Source organism: Streptomyces sp. Tue6028, assembly GCF_002300165.1.
In the GTDB taxonomy this organism is placed as follows: Bacteria; Actinomycetota; Actinomycetes; order Streptomycetales; family Streptomycetaceae; genus Streptomyces; species Streptomyces siamensis.
The window spans coordinates 117119-133727 of sequence record NZ_MLCE01000015.1 but is presented as its reverse complement, the minus strand read 5'-3'; the positions used below and the strand labels follow the sequence as shown (position 1 = coordinate 133727).

Here is a 16609-nt window from a genome sequence, read left to right as displayed (position 1 = left end):
GAAAGTGGCTACAGTGGGGGGCATGGCTCTGGGCAAGGACTACGCGACGCAGGAGTGCTCGATCGCCCGCGCACTCGAAGTCGTGGGCGAGCGCTGGACGCTCCTCGTCATCCGCGACGCGCTCTACGGCGTGCGGCGCTACAACGACTTCCTCGCGCACCTCGGCGTCCCGCGCGCCGTCCTGGCCGCCCGCCTCCAGACGCTCACCGCCGAGGGGATCCTCGAAAAGCGCCGCTACCAGCAGTCGCCGCCGCGCGACGAGTACGTCCTCACCGACCGCGGCATCGCCCTGTGGCCCACGCTGCGCGCACTCGGACTGTGGGGCCGTGAGCACTTCACCGAGACCCAGCTGCGGACGTTCCGTCACGCGGACTGCGGCACGGAGCTCGGTCCGTATGGCGAATGCCCCGCCTGCGGAACCGTCGTGCCCGTCCCGGACGTCGAAATGGTGCCGGGACCCGGACTCGATCCGGACCCGGCGGATCCGGTCAGCCGGGCCCTGCTCAAGCCGAGAAGGTTGCTGCGGCCGATCGAGACGGATCCTGTATAACGGCAGGAACGTCAACACGGCAGGAAACCGTGGTGCCGGACGGCCGACGCAGGCCCGCCGCATCACGGGCACGAGCGCAGGCGCGCGTACTCGCACAGGTACGAGCACAGGCGCGTACGGACACGGCCACAGGCACGCGTACGCGCACGAGCGGAGAGGGGAAGCGGTCCATGACACGGAGCTGGGCGAACGCGCGTCCCGTCGCCGTGCTGCTGGTGCTTCTCCTGGAGGTCGCGCTGCTCGACACGGGCAGCCTCTCCGCCGCCGTGGCCGTCGCGTTCACCGCGACCGCGGCGGCCGGCTCCGCGCTCGCCGTCTGCGCCCTCACCGGCTCGCGCTGCGCGCCCGCCGTCCCCCGCACACGGGTCCGGACGGCCATCCGCGACCGTGAGCGCCGCACGGCGTTCCTGCCCCAACGCGATCCCGACGCCGCCGGCCGCACCCGCCCGCGCGCACCCGGCCGGGCCCTCCTGACGGCCACCGCGTAGGGACGCACCGCACCATCACGTCACCGGTCACGCCGACCGGCACTCCGTGCACCCCGCGCGGGCCCGTCATGCCGCAACCCCGACGCGCGTCGCCCCCGACGCCGTCGAGGTGTCCCGTTCCGGCACGACGAGACCCCCGGAGGGCTCACCCATGTCCACGTTCATGTCCGCCTTCGCCGACCTGGTCGAGCAGCTCGCCGACCTGCTCCGCCCGCTGTTCCACGACTCGGCGGCCGCCGCGGCGATCATCCTGTTCACCGCGCTCGTACGACTCCTCGTGCACCCCCTGTCCCGGGCGGCGGCGCGCGGGCAGCGGGCGCGCGCCGAACTCCAGCCCCGCATCGCGGAACTGCGCAAGAAGCACGGGAAGGACCGGGAGACGCTCCAGAAGGCGGTGCTGGAGCTGCACGCGCAGGAGAAGGTGTCGCCGCTCTCCGGATGCCTGCCCAGCCTGCTCCAGATGCCGGCCTTCTTCCTCCTCTACCACCTGTTCTCCAGCTCGACGATCGGCGGCGACGCCAACGCCCTGCTCGGCCACCGGCTGCTGGCCGCGCCGCTCGGCGGCCGGTGGGCGGACGCCCTGGGCGACGGCGGGCTCATCGGCGCCCCGGGACTCGTGTACCTCGGCCTGTTCGCCGTCGTCACGGCCGTCGCCACCTTCAACTACCGGCGCACGAGGCGGACGATGGCGGCGGCCTCCCCGACGGCCGGCGACGAGCAGCTGCCGGGACTCGCCTCGGTCAACCGGTTCATGCCGTTCCTGTCCTTCTTCACGCTCTTCACCGTGGCCGTGGTGCCGCTGGCCGCCGCGCTGTACGTGGTCACCAGCACGACGTGGAGCGCGGTCGAGCGGGCGGTGCTGTACCGCGACATGCCGGGCGCGGCACCCGCGGCGGCGGCCCTCGCCTGAGCCCGGCCGCCGGGGTTACGGTCCAGTCCGTGAACGGGGTATTGCGGACTGGACGCCGAACTTGGAGGATCGACCAGTCCTCCGATGGCTGCACCCGTCGGTCGACGGCCCGCGATCGAGGGAGATTGTGATCATGAAGCTGCTGCGAGTCGGTACGGCGGGATCGGAGCGGCCCGCGCTGCTCGATGCCGAGGGGACCCTGCGGGATCTGTCGGACATCGTCCCCGACATCGACGGGGCGCTGCTCTCCGACGACGCGGCACTCGGCCGGATCCGTGCCGCCGCCGCGGCCGGGGAACTGCCCGCGCTGGACGCGGCCGGGCTGCGCGTCGGGCCGCCGCTCGCCCGCATCGGCAAGGTCGTGTGCATCGGGCTGAACTACCACGATCACGCCCGCGAGACCGGCGCCGAGCCGCCCGCCGAGCCGGTCGTCTTCTTCAAGGCGGCGGACACCGTCGTCGGCCCGAACGACACGGTGCTCGTGCCGCGCGGATCGGTGAAGACCGACTGGGAGGTGGAGCTGGCGGTCGTCATCGGCCGTACGGCCCGCTACCTGGAGACCGACGAGGAAGCACTCGCGCACGTCGCGGGCTACGCGGTCGCGCACGACGTCTCCGAGCGAGAGTTCCAGATCGAGCGCGGCGGCACCTGGGACAAGGGCAAGAACTGCGAGACGTTCAACCCGCTGGGGCCGTGGCTGGTGACCGCCGACGAGGTCCCGGACCCGCAGAACCTGTCGCTGAAGCTGTGGGTCAACGGCGAACTCAAGCAGGACGGCACGACCGCCGAGCAGATCTTCCCCGTCGCCGAAGTCGTCCGCTACGTCAGCCGGTTCATGACGCTCTACCCGGGTGACGTCATCAACACCGGTACGCCCGCGGGCGTGGCCCTCGGGCAGCCCGAGCCGAAGCCGTACCTGAGGGCCGGTGACGTCGTCGAGCTGGAGATCGAGGGGCTGGGGCGGCAGCGGCAGGCCCTCAAGAACGCGTAGGCGCTCCGCTTGGGCTGCGGTTCTGCGGGGGCCGGGGTGTCGGGGGCTGGGGGTGGGGCTTTCGGGCTTCGGGTCCCGTGCCGGTTGGGGGTGGCTGGGCGCGCCGTTCCTCGCGCCCCTGGCGGGGCGTTTGCTGGGTTCGGGTCCCGTGCGGGTGGAGTGTGGCTGGGCGCGCCGTTCCTCGCGCCCCTTACGGGGCGTCTCTGGTTCCGCGCCCTTACGGGGTGCTTCCGGCCCCGCCTGTTGGCGGGGCCGGGGGTGTTCAGGTGGTCTTGAGCCGCTCCAGGGCCTCTACGACCATGGCGTGGTCCTCGATCTGTGGGAGGCCCGACACCACCACCGTGCCGATGACTCCCGCGCCCTCGACGGCGATCGGGAACGCGCCGCCGTGCGCGGCGTACGTGTCGGGGTCCAGGCGCGAGGACTCCTCGAACGTCGTGCCCTTCGCGCGGAAACGCGAGCCGACCAGGAGCGACGAGCAGCCGTAGCGCTCGACGACCCGGCGCTTGCGGTCGATCCAGGCGTCGTTGTCCGGGGTCGAGCCCGGCAGCGCCGCGTGGAAGAGCTGCTGCCCGCCGCGGCGGATGTCGACGGCGACGGGCGCACGGCGCTCGCGCGCGAGCTCCACGAGGAGGGTGCCCAGGGCCCAGGCGTCGTCGTACGTGAAGTGCGGCAGCGTCAGACGGCGCTCCTGCTCCTCCAGCTCGGCGATCTCCGGCGCGTTCACAGGGACACCACCACGGACTCGCGGGCGGACCGGCGGGCCGCCTCCAGGACGTCGAGCGCGGCGGCCGCCTCGTACGCGGTGACCGGGTTGGGGCCGCCGTCGCGGAGGGCGGCGGCGACAGCCGCGTAGTACGACGGGTAGGCGCCCGGGACCGTGGGCTCGGGTCGCCCGCCGCCGCTCAGCGGGGACTCCCCGGAACCGACGCGGCCCCACAGGGCCTCGGGCTCGACACCCCATTCCGTGCCCGCCGCGGGCCGCTTGCCCTCGCGCAGGTCCGCCTCCTGCGGGTCGAGGCCGTACTTCACGAAGCCGGCCTGCGAGCCCAGGACGCGGAAACGCGGGCCGAGCTGGGCGGTCGTCGCGGAGACGTAGAGGTGGGAGCGGACGCCGTTCGCGTGCGTGATCGCGATGAAGGTGTCGTCGTCGGCCGCGGCGCCGTCGCGGCGGACGTCCGACTCGGCGTACACCGAGGTCGCGGGGCCGAAGAGGACGAGCGCCTGGTCGACGACATGGCTGCCGAGGTCGTAGAGAAGACCTCCGATCTCTGCCGGGTCGCCGGACTCGCGCCAGCCGCCCTTGGGCTGCGGGCGCCAGCGCTCGAAGCGGGACTCGAAGCGCCAGACGTCACCCAGTTCACCCTCGGCCAGCAGCTTGCGCAGGGTCAGGAAGTCGTTGTCCCAGCGGCGGTTCTGGAAGACGGAGAGCAGCAGCCCGCGCTCGTCGGCCAGGGCCGCCAGCTCGCGGGCCTCGGCGGCCGTACCGGCGATGGGCTTGTCCACGACCACGGGCAGACCGGCCTTCAGCGCGGCCGTCGCGATCGGTACATGGGTCTTGTTCGGCGAGGCGATGACGATGAGGTCCAGCTCGTCGGCGCGCGCCCACAGCTCGTCCGGCGTGGCGGCGAACCGGAGGCCGTCGCCGAACTCGGCGCGGGCCTGCTCCTGCCGCTCCGGGTTCGACGTGACGACCGTGTCGAGGGCGAGCCCCTCGGTCGCGGCGATCAGCGGGGCGTGGAAGACGGAGCCCGCGAGGCCGTAGCCGACGAGGCCCACACGGAGGGGAGTACGAGTCATGCCTCCCACTTTCGCAACGCTGTTGCCAAAGTGCAAGCGCGGGAGACAATGGCGGATGTGAACAGGACGAACGCGGGAGAGGCGGGACGGGCGCCGGCGCCGACAGGGGTCGGGAGCCCGGCGAGGGCGGGAGTCGCCGAGTCGGCGGCCGGTGCGCACGGGGCCGCGGGGCCGGGCGGGGCCGACGAGGTGGTCGGGTCGGGCGGCTCCTCGGGTGCGGGCGGGGCCGTCGGCATGGCAGGACCCGCCGGGGCGAACCTGCTGGCGTTGCGCAGCCACAACGCCGCCCTCGTGCTCGACCTGCTGCGTGCCGCCGGGCCCGCCGGGATCAGCCGGCTCGAACTCGCCGAGCGGACGGGGCTGACCCCGCAGGCCGTCAGCAAGATCACCGCCCGGCTGCGGGCCGAGGGGCTCGCGGCGGAGGCGGGCCGCCGGGCCTCCACCGGCGGCAAGCCGCGCACGGTGCTGCGGCTCGTCCCCGAGGCCGGTCACGCCGTCGGACTCCATCTCGACCGGGACGAGCTCACGGCGGTGCTGTGCGACCTCACCGGAGCGGTCGTGGCGGAGCGCAGGGCCCCGCTGGACCTGGGTGCCGGGGGCGACGCGGTCGTCGAGGGTGCGGCCGGGGAGGTCGAGGCGCTGCTCGCCGGCGTGTCCGTGCTGGGCGTGGGCGTCGCCCTGCCCGGACCGCTCGACCACACGCGCGGGGTGCTGCACCGCGTCACCGGGTTCCCGCAGTGGGACGGCTTCCCGCTGCGGGACGCGCTGGCGGGACGGCTGGGACTGCCGGTCGTGGTGGACAAGGACACCAACGCCGCCGCCCTGGGGGTCGCGGTGGCGGGGGGCGAGCCCGCCGGGTCCGCCGGGTTCGCCGCACCGGCGGGCTCCGGCGGCGGGTCTTTCGCGTATCTGCATCTCGGTACGGGTCTGGGGGCCGGGCTCGTGATCGGCGGGGCCGTGCATCGTGGGGCCCGCACCGGGGCGGGGGAGTTCGGGCACCAGGTCATCCAGCTGGACGGGCCGTCGTGCGGGTGCGGCAACCGGGGGTGCATCGAGGTGCTGTGCCTGGACGCGGTCCGGCGGGGGGCGCCGGAGGAGGCGGCCCGGGTGCTCGGAGCGGGGGCCGCGAACCTGGTGGGGCTGCTGGACATCGATCTCGTGCTGCTGGGCGGGCGGACCGTCGCGGCGGCGGAGGACGTGTTCGTGCGCGGGGTCGGGGCGGTGCTGGAGGAGCGGGCCCGGCGTGAAGGGGCTGTCGCGGGGGTGCCCGTGCGAGTGGCTCCGGGCGGGGCGCGGGGCGTCGCCGAGGGGGCCGCCCAGTTGCTGCTGGCTCCGTTGTTCGGACGGGGGGAGGGGTAGGGGCGGGGTTTGCTCTGCCGTGCCTGGGAGTGCCGGGGAGTGATCAATCCGTCCGGCGCTTGACGACGAGGCCGTTCAGGCCGATGCACTTCAGCCCGCCCGGCACCCCTTGAGAACGGGGGGCGCGCTTCAGCCCGTCCGGCGCTTGAGGACGAGGCCGTCCAGGCCGACCCGGGGGTCTGGGGGCGGAGCCCCAGGAACGAGGGACGGGCAGGGGTGGAGGGGGCGAAACCCGTCCGGCGCGCACCCGGCACGCCGGGCACACCCCGCACCGGCTCCAGGCCCGGCTCCCGCCTTCAGGCCCGGTTCCCGCCCCCAGACCGGACGGGGTTCGGAGTGAAGGCCGACGCCGGACGGACCGAGCGTTCCCCGGTGCCGAAAGGGCTCGGCGATCCAGAGCCGGCGCCGGACGGGCTCTGCCTTCCCCGGTGTCGAACGGCCTCTGCCAACGGGAGTCGGCGTCCGGCGGCCTGACGGCCCCCCGGCACTCGAAAGAGGCCGCCGTTCGGGCTATTTGTGCGACTTGTCCGGCGTGGTGGGGCGCCGCGGGCGGAGCGGGATGGCACGGTCGGGGAGGCCGTTGCCCGGTACCCCTGCCGCTTTCGATCCCGCTCCCAGCCGCCCCCCGATCGGCAAAGGCCCTTCATGCGACTGCGTTCCCTGCTTCCGTTCACCCTGACCGCCGCCGCCCCCGCTGCCCTGGGGAGTCTCGCCCCGGCGGCCTTCGCGTCGACCCCGGCCCCGGCGCTCACCGCCGCGGAGCCCCGTCCCGCCTGCGCCGCGCCCGACACCCGGAACTTCCCCATCACGACGCGTATCCATGGCGGTCCGGCCGTGTACGACGTCGGCGGCGGCTTCTCGACCTGGTACATCGACCTCACCAACACCACCGCGCACGCCTGCGGCGGCATCCACCCGATCGTCGTGCTCGTGGACGAGAAGCGGGCGCTGCGGCCGGAGCAGGCGCGGCTGGAGTTCTTCGAGGGGGAGAAGTCGCACGCGGTGACGTTCGACAAGAGCGACGAGGCCGAGAACGTGGGCGCGTTCGACGACGGGTTCCCGGGGTTCACCGTGGGCGCGGGCCGGACCCTCACCGTGAAGGTGCGGCTCTCCCTGACGTCGGACGCGCCCGTGCCGAACGAGGTCGTCGCCAACGCGGCCGTCGTGCAGCGGCACAACGACGACGGCGACTGGGTGGGGGAGTCGAACGACTACCGCTTCCGCGTCGAGGACCAGGGCGAGGACCCGCAGGAGAACGAGGAGCGGGGCGAAGCGTCGCCGGGAGAGGAGTCGAAGGAGGAGCAGCGGGGCGAAGGGCGGGATCCGGAGCAGGGCGTCGGTGACGGGGAGAGCGCCGGGGCCGACCCCGGCGTCGGGTCCACCGCGAGTGCCGGGGACGGCACCGCCACCGGGGACGCGAGCCGTGACGCCACCGGCACGGACGAGAACGCGAACCCGTCCGCGGACGTGCTGGCCAGTACGGGACCGGGTGCGCCGCGCGCCGTCGGGGTGGCGGCGGGCCTGCTGCTGTCGGCCGCCGGGGCCGCCCTCTTCGTGGTCTTCCGCCGGGAGCGCCCGGGCCGGCACCGCTGACACCCTGGGCCCCGGCGCCGTCTGCGACGATCCCCTCGTGGACTATCCGAACGACCAGGCACCCGGCGCCCCCGTCCGCTCCGGCATCCCGGAGCACGGCCGTATCCCGAAGTACTACGCGGTGAAGGCGCACATCGCCGTGCTGATCGAGGAGCTGGGCGAGGGGGGTCTGCTGCCCACCGAGCGTGATCTCGCCGAGAAGTACGAGGTCGCGCGCGAGACGGTGCGCCAGGCCCTGCGTGAGCTGCTGCTCGAAGGGAAGCTGCGCAGGCAAGGGCGCGGGACGGTCGTCGCGGGCCCGAAGCTGGAGCAGCCGCTCTCGCTGGCGAGCTACACGGAGGGCGTGCGGCGGCAGGGCCGTACGCCCGGGCGCACGCTCATCTCGCTCGACCGGTTCCCCTGTTCCGAGGCCCTGGCCGCGGAGGCCGGGCTGACGCGGGGCGAGCCCGTGTGGCACATGGAGCGCGTCCTGCTCGCGGACGACGAGCGGGTCGGGCTGGAGAGCACGTACGTCGCCGTGGCCCGCGCCCCGCGGCTGGACGAGGACTTCACGCCCGACTCGTCGTTCTACGCGTATCTGCGCGACCGGCTCGGCATCACGTTCGGCGACGCGGACGAGCGCATCGAGACGGTGCTGGCCACCCCGCGCGAGGCGCTGCTCATCGGTACGCCGCCCGCGCTGCCGATGCTGCTGATCCACCGGGTCTCGCGGGACACGGACGGGCTTCCGCTGGAGCGGGTGCGGACGCTGTACCGAGGAGACCGTTTCTCCTTCTCGGCGCACCTCCAGGGCTGACGCGGGCCCGTCCGGGGGCGGGGTGACGTGGGTCACCCCGCCCCTCTTTTTATAACGCGAAGATAACGGGTCTAGCCCAAACGTGATAGGCAGTTCACCATCTGGTTGCGGTACGGACCCTTCCGATTCCCCCTTCCCGAGGAGCGTGGCCGTCGTGAGAGTGATAGTTGTCGGAGCCGGCGTGGTGGGCACCCTGCACGCCTGGCACGCAGTGGAGCGCGGCCACGAGGTCGTGCAGATCGAGCGTGAGGCGGAGGCCCGCGGGGCCTCGCTGCGCAACTTCGGACAGATCTGGGTCAGCGGTCGCGCCGGGGGCGAGGAGCTGGAGACCGCCCTGCGGGCGCGGGAGCTGTGGGAGACGATCGGGGCACGCGTCCCGGGTCTCGGGTTCCGGGCCTGCGGGTCGCTGACCCCGCTCCGCAACCCGCGGGAACGCGCGGTGGCCGAAGCGGCCCTGGCCCGCCCGGACGCCGCCGCCCGCGGCTACAAACTGCTGACCGCGGGCGAGGCGCGGGCCGTGAACCCCGCCCTGCGGGGCGCCTTCGAAGCCGCCCTGTTCTGCGAGCGCGACGCGGCCGTCGAGCCGCGCACCGCGCAGCTCGCGCTGCGCGAGGAACTGCTGAAGTCCCCGCGCTACACCTTCCTGCCGGGCCGCGAGGTCCGGGACGTCGTCGGTGAACACGCGGTCCGCGACGACCACGGCGACGTCCACAGCGGCGACACCGTGGTGCTGTGCACGGGCGCCTGGCTCGGCGGCCTCGTCCGGGAACTGGCGGGCCCCGAGCTGCCCGTGCGGCGCGTACGGCTCCAGATGATGCAGACCGACCCGCTGGGCGAGCCGCTCACCACGTCCGTCGCCGACGCCGACAGCTTCCGCTACTACCCCGCGTACCGGAGCCCGGCCCTCGACGCGCTCGACGCGCACCAGCCGCAGTCCACGACCGCCGCCGAGCACCGGATGCAACTGCTGATGGTGCAGCGCGCGGACGGCGGCCTGACCATCGGCGACACCCACGAGTACGAGCACCCCTTCGCCTTCGACACGGTCGAGGAGCCCTACGAGCACCTCGCCGAGGTCGTCGAGTCCTTCCTCGGCCGCCCGCTGCCGAGGATCCGGCGCCGCTGGGCCGGGGTGTACGCGCAGTGCACCGACACGAGCCGGGTCGTGCACCGGCAGCAGGTGCGGGACGGCGTATGGCTCGTCACCGGGCCCGGCGGGCGCGGCATGACCTGTGCCCCCGCGATGGCCGAGACAACCGCCGAACAGCTGGGCTGGTGAGGAACATGACCGAACAGACCACCGACACGCGTCCCGCCCGGGACATCCGCCTCGTCGTCCTCGACATGGCCGGCACCACCGTCGCCGACGGCGGCCTGGTGGAACGGGCCTTCGCCGCGGCGGCCGGAGAGCTGGGCGTCCGGCCCGGCTCCGCCGACCACGCCGAGAAACTCGACTACGTCCGCGCCACCATGGGCGAGTCCAAGATCTCCGTCTTCCGGCACCTGTTCGGCGAGGAGTCCCTCGCCCGGCGCGCCAACTCCGCCTTCGAGAAGGCGTACGGGGAGCTCGTCGACGCCGGGCACATCGCCCCGGTCGCGGGCGCCCGCGAGACGATCGAGGAACTCGTCGGCTCCGGCCGGACGGTCGTGCTCACCACCGGGTTCGCCCGCGTCACCCAGGACGCCATCCTCGACGCGCTCGGCTGGCGCGACCTGGTGCCGCTCACGCTGTGTCCGGCGGACGCGGGAGGCCGCGGACGGCCGTACCCGGACATGGTCCTGGAAGCGTTCCTGCGCACGGGGGCGGCCGAAGGAGTCCAGCAGGTCGCCGTCGTCGGCGACACCTCGTACGACATGCTCAGCGGCGTACGCGCCGGGGCGGGCGTCGTCGCGGGCGTGCTGACCGGAGCACACGACGCCGAGGCGCTGCGCGCGGCCGGCGCCGGGCACGTGCTGCCGTCCGTGGCCGCGCTGCCCGCCCTGCTCGACGCGGCCGGCCCCCTGGACGGGGCCGCACCGCTCGGCGGAGCAGGGCGATGACCGGCGGAATCCGCTTCGACCGGGTGTCCGTCGCCTACGAGGGCACCACGGTCCTCGACGCCCTCGACCTCGCGGTCGAGCCCGGCGAGGTGATGGCCCTGCTCGGACCGTCCGGCTCCGGGAAGACCACCGCCCTGCGGGCCGTCGCCGGATTCGTGCGGCCCGCCGCCGGGCGGGTGTTCATCGGCGACCGCGACGTGACCGACCTGCCGCCGTACCGGCGCGGGATCGGCATGGTGGTGCAGCAGTACGCGCTCTTCCCGCACATGCGGGTCGAGGACAACGTCGCCTTCGGGCTCAAGGCGCAGAAGGTGCCCCGCGGCGACATCCGCGGACGGGTCGCCGAGGCGCTGGAGATGACCGGGATGGCCGCCTTCGCCCGACGGCATCCCCGCGAACTGTCCGGCGGGCAGCAGCAGCGCGTCGCCATCGCGCGGGCACTCGCCGTCCGGCCGGGCGTCCTCCTCCTCGACGAACCGCTGTCCGCGCTCGACGCGCAGCTGCGCTCCGGCATGCTCGCCGAACTGGCCCGGCTGCACCGCGAACTGCCGGACGTGTCCGTCCTGTACGTCACCCACGACCAGATCGAGGCACTCACGCTGGCCGACCGGATCGCGGTCATGGACAGGGCCCGGCTCAGGGACGTCGGCACACCCCGGCAGCTGTACCGGGCCCCGCGGACCGAGTTCACGGCGTCCTTCGTCGGCAACGCGAACCTGCTGCCGGTGACGGTGGGGGCGGACGGGGTCGTCTTCGCCGGGACCGAGCTGAAGGTGCCGACCGGGGGCGCCGCCCGGGGCGCGACCGCGACGCTGTGCGTACGGCCGCACCTCGTCGGTCTCGGTGCCGGGCCCAACGCCCTGACCGGGTCGGTCGCCGAGGTGCAGTGGCGGGGGGCCACGCATCGGCTCTACGTCGACGTGGGAGGCCATCGGGTCAAGGCGGACCTGCGGGAACTGCAGCGGCCGCCCGCCCTCGGGGACGAGATCACCGTGCACTTCGCGCCCGAGGACGCGGTACTGCTCTCCGCGGGTGTCGCCGCCGAGGACACGGCGCCGGTCACCGCCGGGGAGGCCGCGCCGGTCACCGCGGGTAAGACCGCGCCGGTGGCCGAAGGGGTGACCCGGGATGGCTAGCGCCGCGGCCGCCGCGCCGCCGGCGGCGGTCACCGGGCCCCGGAAGGGCATCCCGCCCTGGGCATGGGCCCTGCCACCCGTCGCCGTGCTCGGTCTCGTGTTCCTCTACCCGCTGGCCCTGGTCGTCCAGCAGTCCTTCCGGCCGGACACCGGGGGCACCTCGGCGCAGGCCTACGGGGACGTGTTCGCCTCGGCCGCGTTCCGGGAGGCACTCGGCACCACGGTGTGGCTTGCGCTGGGATCCACGGCCGGGTGCCTGCTGCTCGGGTTCGTCCTCGCCCTGGTCATCGCCTTCGTGCCGTTCCCCGGCGGGAAGGCGGTCGCCAAGTTCATCGACGTCTTCCTGTCCTTCCCGTCCTTCCTGATCACGCTCGCGCTGCTGTTCGTCTACGGCACCGTCGGCATGGCCAACGGGCTGTGGACGGGCGCCACCGGGGCGGCCGAGGGGCCCTTCCAGTTCCTCACCACGCCCTGGGGTGTGCTCCTCGCGGAGATCACGTACTTCACCCCGTTCGTGATGCGACCGCTGCTCGCCGCCTTCTCCGGCATCGACACCGCTCAGCTGGAGGTCGCGTCCTCGCTCGGCGCACGGCCCGCGCGGATCGTGCGGCAGGTCGTCCTGCCCGAGGCGCTGCCCGCGCTCGCCGCCGGCGGCAGCCTGGTCCTGGTGCTGTGCCTGAACGAGTTCGGCATCGTGCTGTTCACCGGGGCGAAGGGGGTCACCACCCTGCCGATGCTCGTGTACAGCAAGGCGATCCTGGAGTCGGACTACCCGGGAGCGTGTGTCGTCGCCGTCGTCAACGTCCTGATCTCCGTGGGGCTGTACGGCCTCTACCGGGTGGTGAGCCGCCGTGTTGGTGCATAGCCGCAAGGGGAAGTGGGCCACCTGGGCCGTCTTCTTCGTCCTCTTCCTGCCCCTGTTCGCCCTGCCCCTGCTCGTCGTCCTCGCCGCGTCGTTCGCCACGAACTGGTCGAGCGCGTTCCCGTCCGGCTTCACCACCGGGCACTACACCGCCGCCACCCGCGGCGAATCCCTCCAGGCCCTCACCACCAGCCTGGTCACCGCCCTCACCGCCAGTCTGATCGCGCTGGTCGTGGGCACCTGGGCGGCGCTCGCCGGGCACGCCCTGAAGAAGCGCGGCAAGCGCCTGCTGGACGCGCTGTTCATGCTGCCGGTCGCGGTGCCCTCCGTCGTCGTCGGGCTCGCGATCCTGGTCGCCTTCTCCAAGCCGCCGATGCTGCTCAACGGCACCCGGTGGATCGTCGTCCTCGCGCACGCCGTTCTTGTGACGGCGTTCGCCCACCAGTCGGTGTCGGCCGCCGTCGTGCGTCTCGACCCGGCCTACGAACAGGCCGCCGCCTCCCTCGGAGCCCGGCCCTCCTATGTGCTGTGGCGGGTGCGGCTGCCGCTGCTGCTGCCCTCGCTCACCGCCGCCGCGGGGCTCTGCTTCGCCCTGTCGATGGGCGAGTTGAGCGCCACGATGATGCTCTACCCGCCCGACTGGACCCCGCTTCCCGTCCAGATCTACGCGGCCACCGACCGTGGCGCCCTGTTCACCGGCTCCGCGCTCGCCGTGGTCCTCATGACGGCGACGGTGCTCGTCCTGTTCGCCGTCTCCCGGATCCGCACCAAGGCCTCCTACCGCTGATCCGCCGATCCGTCCCACCCGCGGAAAACCCTCAGAAGCACCGACCACGCAAGGAGTTCGCCTCGCCATGCCCAGAAACGCCCGCTCGCTCCGCCTCGCCCCGATCGCCGCCGTGACCGGCGGCCTCGCCCTCGCCGGCTCCCTCACCGCGTGCGGCGGCGACTCGGCCGCCTCCGACGCCAAGGTCGTCACCGTGTACAGCGCGGACGGCCTCAAGGGCGAGAACGGCGACGGCTGGTACGACCAGGTCTTCAAGGACTTCGAGAAGCAGACCGGCATCAAGGTCGAGTACGTCGAGGGGGGTTCGGGCGAGATGGTCCAGCGCGCGGCCCGTGAGAAGACCAACCCGCAGGCCGACGTCCTCGTCACCCTCCCGCCGTTCATCCAGCAGGCCGACGGCAAGGGCCTGCTCCAGAAGTACGCGCCCAAGGGCTCCGAGCAGGTCGACGGCGCCGACAAGGCCGCGGACGCCACCTGGACCTCCGTCGTCAACAACTACTTCGGCTTCGTCTACAACAAGAAGGAGCTGAGGCAGGCACCCACCACCTGGGACGAACTGCTCGACGGCACGTACAAGAACAAGCTCCAGTACTCCACCCCGGGCGTCGCCGGCGACGGAACCGCCGTGCTCATCAAGGCGATCCACGACTTCGGCGGCAAGGAACCCGCGCTCGCCTACCTGAAGAAGCTCCAGTCCAACAACGTCGGCCCGTCCGCCTCCACCGGCAAGCTCGCCCCCAAGGTCGACAAGGGCGAACTGCTGGTCGCCAACGGCGACGTGCAGATGAACTACGCGCAGGCCAAGGACATGCCGAACCTCGGCATCTGGTTCCCGCAGGCCACCGGCAAGGCCACCGACGCGGCCGGCAAGCCGACCACCTTCGCGCTCCCGTACGCCGCGGGCCTCGTCACCAAGGCCCCGCACTCCGAGAACGGCAGGAAACTCCTCGACTTCATGCTGTCCGCCAAGGCCCAGCAGCAGGTCAGCGCGATCGGCGGCGGCTTCTCCGCGCGCGCCGACGTCAAGGCCACCGACGTCAACGCCGTCGCCCTGGCCGCGCTCATGGACGGCGTCGAGGTCTTCGAGCCCGACTGGGCGGACATCGACAAGAACCTGACCTCGTACGTCGAGGACTGGAAGTCCGCCACCGGCAGCTGAACCCCGCCCCACCCGCCCCACCCGCGACGCCCTCGGAACCACCGGGGGCGTCGCCGTGCCTGACACGCACCACCGTCGCTGTCCCGTCCGTGCTCCCCCTCGCCCCCTCCCGGAGGATCACGTGTCGTCGCGCCTGTCCTGTCGCTCCCTGACGGCGCAGGTCCGGTTCCGCTGCACCGGCGGGAACAACGGGTACTGGGTGATCGACGGGGCGTCGGTCGAGCCGGCCTGACCGCACCACGGCCCCGGCCGGGCCGGAACCACGCCGTCGTGACCAGGGATGCCGTTCGGATCGGGGCCCGAACAGATCCGAACGGCAACCCCCTAGGCTGGGGGCGCCGGCACAACGTCGTTCCGGCGTCCCCGGATCGAGTGCGTGCAGGTACGCCAGGACGGCAGGAGACCCAGCAGATGGCAGAGCGCAAGCCCATCGAATCGTGGCTCACCGACATGGACGGTGTGCTCATCCACGAGGGCGTGCCGATCCCCGGCGCCGACGCCTTCGTCAAGAAGCTGCGTGAGTCCGGGAAGCCCTTCCTGGTGCTCACCAACAACTCCATCTACACCGCCCGCGACCTGCACGCCAGACTCCGGCGCATGGGCCTCGACGTGCCGGTCGAGAACATCTGGACCTCGGCCCTGGCCACCGCCAAGTTCCTGGACGACCAGCGGCCGGGCGGCACCGCGTACGTCATCGGCGAGGCGGGCCTGACGACGGCGCTGCACGACATCGGATACGTCCTCACCGACCACGACCCGGACTACGTGGTCCTCGGCGAGACGCGCACCTACTCCTTCGAGGCCATGACGAAGGCCGTCCGGCTGATCAAGGAAGGCGCCCGTTTCATCGCCACCAACCCGGACGAGACGGGTCCGTCCACCGAGGGACCGCTGCCCGCCACCGGCGCGGTCGCGGCACTGATCACCAAGGCGACCGGCAAGCAGCCGTACTTCGCGGGCAAGCCGAACCCGCTGATGATGCGCACCGGCCTGAACGCGATCGGGGCGCACTCCGAGACCAGCGCGATGATCGGCGACCGCATGGACACCGACGTGCTGGCGGGTCTGGAGGCCGGGATGCAGACCTTCCTGGTCCTCACGGGCCTGACCACGCCCGAGGAGATCGAGCAGTATCCGTACCGGCCGTCGAAGGTCGTGGACTCGATCGCCGACCTCGTCGACCTGGTCTGATACCCGCCGGCCCGTTCGAAACCCGTACGAAGGCACACAGACTCGGACGGAGCAACCGGACCGCTCTGAAGATGCGCCCCGGCGCCGCTGGAGGGAACCTCCTGTTGTCTGGAGGTTCACGATGCGTTCCAAGCGAATCACTCTCTGCGCCGGGGCGGCGGTCGTGGCCGCGTTCGCACCCACAGCGTGGCTCGCCCCCCTGGCCTTCGCGGCCGACCCGGGTACGGGCGTGCTGCTGACGCCCGCGGCCCCCGCCCCCGGCACCGACGTCCGGCTTCGGGCGACCGGCTGCTCGGGCAGGACGGGCACCGCCACGTCCTCCGCGTTCGTCTCGGACGCGCGGCTCACCGCCGTCGGCGGGGGTGTCCTGACCGGCGACACCCGGGTGACCAGCGGGCTGGCGCCCGGCACGTACGCCGTCGAGGTCGACTGCGACGGCCGGGGCGGCAAGGTCAGGGGGGTCGCGCAGATCGTGCCGCGGAGCTCCGCCACCCAGGGCGCCGTGCCCGACCTCCTGCCGAACGACATCGTGCAGCACCTGCTGCCGCAGGACATCGGGCCGACCATCCGGGTGCCGCAGGGCATCGTCCCGACGGGCATCGTGCCGACCGGCATCATCCCGACGGCTCTCGTGCCGCAGGACAGGCCGGACGCCGCCGAGCCCGGGAGGGACTCCGCCTCCGACCAGGACTCCGCCACCGACCACGGCTCCGACTTCGCGTCCGCGCCGGCCGAGATCCCGGCCTCGCCGGTCGCGCCCGTGCACGCGGGCGGCGGCGGCACCGTGCTCCTCGCCACCCCGGACGCGCGAGCGGCCGGTCCCGGCACCCGGCAGGCCGTGATCGGCCTCGTCCTGGCCGGCGTGGCCGCCGTCGCCGTCGCGATCCTCCCCCGGGTCCGCGGCTCCGCCCGGACCGTCACGCGCCGGGGGGACGACCGCGACTGAC

The 16609-nt window shown here is 73.1% G+C and carries 17 protein-coding genes; 15 read left to right on the top strand and 2 right to left on the bottom strand.

Annotated features, from left to right (window positions below; translation table 11 throughout):
* Positions 1–22: 22 nt before the first annotated feature.
* From BKI49_RS13980 to BKI49_RS13965, 4 genes are all read left to right on the top strand, one after another.
* Positions 23–550: a winged helix-turn-helix transcriptional regulator gene (locus BKI49_RS13980; RefSeq protein ID WP_095934585.1), complete on the top strand. Its 528-nt coding sequence runs from the start codon at positions 23–25 to the stop codon at positions 548–550.
* A gap of 170 nt (positions 551–720) precedes the next feature.
* On the top strand, positions 721–1038 hold the full coding sequence (locus tag BKI49_RS13975) for a DUF6412 domain-containing protein (protein ID WP_095934584.1): 318 nt from the start codon (positions 721–723) through the stop codon (positions 1036–1038).
* 151 nt (positions 1039–1189) lie between these two features.
* Entirely contained in the window at positions 1190–1948 is a 759-nt protein-coding gene (locus BKI49_RS13970) for a YidC/Oxa1 family membrane protein insertase (RefSeq protein ID WP_257004783.1), read from the top strand.
* A gap of 133 nt (positions 1949–2081) precedes the next feature.
* Positions 2082–2939 carry a fumarylacetoacetate hydrolase family protein gene (locus BKI49_RS13965; RefSeq protein ID WP_095934583.1) on the top strand — a complete coding sequence of 286 codons (858 nt, stop codon included), beginning with the start codon at positions 2082–2084 and terminating at the stop codon, positions 2937–2939.
* 262 nt (positions 2940–3201) lie between these two features.
* Here BKI49_RS13965 and BKI49_RS13960 read toward each other — a convergent pair whose 3' ends face one another.
* Complete coding sequence (locus BKI49_RS13960; protein ID WP_095934582.1) at positions 3202–3666, bottom strand: heme-degrading domain-containing protein; 465 nt, start codon at positions 3664–3666, stop codon at positions 3202–3204.
* Positions 3663–4739, bottom strand: a complete 1077-nt coding sequence (locus tag BKI49_RS13955) for a Gfo/Idh/MocA family oxidoreductase (RefSeq protein WP_095934581.1) — start codon at positions 4737–4739, stop codon at positions 3663–3665. Before BKI49_RS13955 ends, BKI49_RS13960 begins: the two co-directional genes overlap by 4 nt.
* A 234-nt stretch (positions 4740–4973) precedes the next feature.
* On the opposite strand from BKI49_RS13955, the gene BKI49_RS13950 reads away from it, so the two are divergent.
* The 11 genes from BKI49_RS13950 (at position 4974) to BKI49_RS35825 (ending at position 16608) form a co-directional block, all read left to right on the top strand.
* Positions 4974–6098: an ROK family transcriptional regulator gene (locus BKI49_RS13950; RefSeq protein WP_095934678.1), complete on the top strand. Its 1125-nt coding sequence runs from the start codon at positions 4974–4976 to the stop codon at positions 6096–6098.
* A gap of 645 nt (positions 6099–6743) precedes the next feature.
* Complete coding sequence (locus BKI49_RS13940; protein WP_095934579.1) at positions 6744–7691, top strand: hypothetical protein; 948 nt, start codon at positions 6744–6746, stop codon at positions 7689–7691.
* 37 nt (positions 7692–7728) lie between these two features.
* The gene (locus BKI49_RS13935; RefSeq protein WP_095934578.1) at positions 7729–8487 is read left to right on the top strand and encodes a GntR family transcriptional regulator; all 759 of its coding nucleotides are present in this window, start codon (positions 7729–7731) and stop codon (positions 8485–8487) included.
* 154 nt (positions 8488–8641) lie between these two features.
* Positions 8642–9766: a TIGR03364 family FAD-dependent oxidoreductase gene (locus BKI49_RS13930; protein ID WP_095934677.1), complete on the top strand. Its 1125-nt coding sequence runs from the start codon at positions 8642–8644 to the stop codon at positions 9764–9766.
* A 5-nt stretch (positions 9767–9771) separates the two neighbouring features.
* Positions 9772–10527 (top strand): HAD family hydrolase, encoded by a 756-nt coding sequence (locus tag BKI49_RS13925; protein ID WP_095934577.1) that lies wholly within the window; start codon positions 9772–9774, stop codon positions 10525–10527.
* A complete protein-coding gene (locus BKI49_RS13920; protein ID WP_095934576.1) occupies positions 10524–11663 on the top strand; it encodes an ABC transporter ATP-binding protein in 1140 nt (379 codons plus the stop codon). The genes BKI49_RS13925 and BKI49_RS13920 overlap by 4 nt, the downstream gene beginning before the upstream one ends.
* The gene (locus tag BKI49_RS13915) at positions 11656–12528 is read left to right on the top strand and encodes a 2-aminoethylphosphonate ABC transporter permease subunit (protein ID WP_095934575.1); all 873 of its coding nucleotides are present in this window, start codon (positions 11656–11658) and stop codon (positions 12526–12528) included. The genes BKI49_RS13920 and BKI49_RS13915 overlap by 8 nt, the downstream gene beginning before the upstream one ends.
* Positions 12515–13312, top strand: a complete 798-nt coding sequence (locus BKI49_RS13910; protein WP_095934574.1) for an ABC transporter permease — start codon at positions 12515–12517, stop codon at positions 13310–13312. Before BKI49_RS13915 ends, BKI49_RS13910 begins: the two co-directional genes overlap by 14 nt.
* Positions 13313–13379: 67 nt before the next feature.
* Positions 13380–14471, top strand: a complete 1092-nt coding sequence (locus BKI49_RS13905) for a 2-aminoethylphosphonate ABC transporter substrate-binding protein (RefSeq protein WP_095934573.1) — start codon at positions 13380–13382, stop codon at positions 14469–14471.
* Between the two features lie 411 nt (positions 14472–14882).
* Positions 14883–15662, top strand: a complete 780-nt coding sequence (locus BKI49_RS13900; RefSeq protein ID WP_028803458.1) for an HAD-IIA family hydrolase — start codon at positions 14883–14885, stop codon at positions 15660–15662.
* Between the two features lie 121 nt (positions 15663–15783).
* Positions 15784–16608 carry a hypothetical protein gene (locus BKI49_RS35825; protein WP_257004782.1) on the top strand — a complete coding sequence of 275 codons (825 nt, stop codon included), beginning with the start codon at positions 15784–15786 and terminating at the stop codon, positions 16606–16608.
* Position 16609 lies beyond the last annotated feature (1 nt).